The organism is Microbacterium sp. BF1, assembly GCF_019279095.1.
Classification (GTDB): domain Bacteria; phylum Actinomycetota; class Actinomycetes; order Actinomycetales; family Microbacteriaceae; genus Microbacterium; species Microbacterium maritypicum.
Genome location: NZ_JAGYWT010000398.1, coordinates 1 through 2,320, shown reverse-complemented (window position 1 = coordinate 2,320; position 2,320 = coordinate 1). Strand labels below are relative to the sequence as shown.

Below are 2,320 nucleotides of genomic sequence, written 5' to 3'. Positions count from 1 at the left end.
TGGGAGCACGAGACCGTCGCCCTCGGCACCAACACCGACCCGTACCAGCGGGCCGAGGGCAGGTACAAGCTCATGCCTGGCATCATCGAGACCCTCGCCGCGTCCGGCACCCCGATCTCGATCCTCATCCTGGTGAGCTGGGTGATCGCGCTCAGCGCGGCGTTCCTCGTGTGGTGGGCCGCGCACAGCTGAGCTGCGGTGCGCTGATAGCCTGGAACGCGTGTCAACTCCCGCTCTGACGACCGCACCCCAGGCGATCGACCCCACGTTCGAGAACGTGTGGGACGAACTCGTGTGGCGTGGCCTGGTCCATGTGTCCACCGACCAGGAGGCGCTGCGCGCCCTGCTCGCGGGAGACCCCATCACGTATTACTGCGGGTTCGATCCGACGGCGCCGAGCTTGCACCTCGGCAACCTCGTGCAGCTGCTGACTCTTCGTCGCATCCAGCTCGCCGGCCACAAGCCGCTCGGTCTCGTCGGCGGATCGACTGGACTCATCGGCGACCCGCGTCCCACAGCCGAGCGCACGCTGAACACGCGGGAGACCGTCGAGGAGTGGGTCGGACGCCTGCGGGCGCAGGTCGAGCGTTACCTCAGCTTCGAGGGTGACAACGCCGCCCGCATCGTCAACAACCTCGACTGGACCGCACCGTTGAGTGCGATCGACTTCCTGCGTGAGATCGGCAAGTACTTCCGCGTCGGCACGATGCTCAAGAAGGATGCGGTCGCTGCGCGACTGAACTCCGACGAGGGCATCAGCTACACCGAGTTCAGCTACCAGATCCTCCAGGGCATGGACTTCCTCGAGCTGTACCGGCAGTACGACTGCGTGCTGCAGACGGGCGGGTCGGATCAGTGGGGCAACCTCACCAGCGGCACCGACCTCATCCGTCGTTCCGAGGGAGTGTCGGTGCATGCCATCGGTACCCCGCTGATCACGAACAGCGACGGCACCAAGTTCGGCAAGAGCGAGGGCAACGCCATCTGGCTCGACGCCGAGATGTGCAGTCCGTACCGGATGTACCAGTTCTGGTTGAGCACGGCGGATGGCGACGTGATCGACCGCCTGAAGGTCTTCACCTTCCTCAGCAGGTCCGAGATCGAGGAGTACGCGGAGCTCGTGGCCACGGAGCCGTTCCGTCGCGCTGCCCATCCGAAGCCGACCGGTCAAGTGTAGCCGACGCGCCTGAGAGACTGCCGACCCGATGGTGGCCGTACGATGACGAGGTGAGTACCGCTTCCCCCACCGGCGCCCAGATCACCCTCCGACTCGGCGAGGTGGACGCGCAGATCGCTCAGGTCGGCGCATCCCTGCGTTCGCTGCGCATCGGCGGTGTCGACCTCGTGCCGCCGTACCCGTACGACCTGCCCACCCCGGCCTGCTCCGGCGTGGTCCTCACCCCCTGGCCGAACCGGGTGCGAGACGGGGAGTGGGACGACGAGGGCACCACGCGAAGGCTCGCGATCACGGAGCCGAAGCTGCGCAACGCGAGCCACGGCCTGCTGCGATTCACGGCCTACGAGGTGGCGCACACCGACAGCGAAGCCGTGCTGCGGGCGAACATCGTCCCCCAGACCGGGTACCCGTACCTGATCGAGACGACCGCGACGTACGCCCTCACCACCGACGGCATCGAGGTGACGCACACGCTCACCAACCGCTCGAGCACGCCGGCGCCGGTCGCCCTCGGCACGCATCCGTTCGTGACGATCGGCGACGTCGATCCGCACGACCTCGTGCTGCGGGTGCCCGCGGAGGCGGCGTTCGAGACCGACGAGCGGATGCTCCCCACCGGCACCCGACCGGTCGGACCCGAGCTGCGCGAAGGTGTGCGCCTGGGGGATGTCACCCTCGACACCGGATTCACCGATCTCGCACGCGACCCCGACGGGCGCGTGCGCCACTCGCTCACCGCGCCGGACGGTCGTCGCGTCACGCTCTGGCAGGGCGAGGGCTTCGACTACGTGCAGGTGTACACGACGCCCGCCTATCCCGGGCAGAGCCTCGCGGTCGCGATCGAGCCGATGACCGCGCCCGCCGATGCGTTCAACAGCGGCCTCGGCATCCGTCGCCTCTCCCCCGACGAGACCTGGACCCTGCACTGGGGCATCACGCTGTCCTGAGCCCGGCCGCTTGCGCTGTGGGCGGCTCGTTGCGGGGCCGCAGCAGTGAGCACCTCCTCGACGATCACGTGGAAAGGCCCCGAATCACGCATCTGGATGCGGATCCGGGGCCTTTCTGCGGAGGTGATCACCACCCGAGCGCGGCTACTCCCCGCGCTCGCGCAGTTCGCGGCGGGTGAGCTGCGATGCGTGCGGC

1 protein-coding gene and 2 pseudogenes are annotated in these 2,320 nt (G+C 68.2%); all 3 read left to right on the top strand.

The window, feature by feature from the left end:
- Nucleotides 1-126 (top strand): annotated as a pseudogene (locus KZA10_RS12725) (radical SAM protein); the annotation flags it as partial.
- A 94-nt stretch (nucleotides 127-220) separates the two neighbouring features.
- A pseudogene (tyrS, locus tag KZA10_RS12720) lies at nucleotides 221-1,159 on the top strand (tyrosine--tRNA ligase); the annotation flags it as partial.
- Nucleotides 1,160-1,227: 68 nt separating this feature from the next.
- Complete coding sequence (locus tag KZA10_RS12715; RefSeq protein ID WP_218683057.1) at nucleotides 1,228-2,124, top strand: aldose 1-epimerase family protein; 897 nt, start codon at nucleotides 1,228-1,230, stop codon at nucleotides 2,122-2,124.
- Nucleotides 2,125-2,320: the final 196 nt, after the last annotated feature.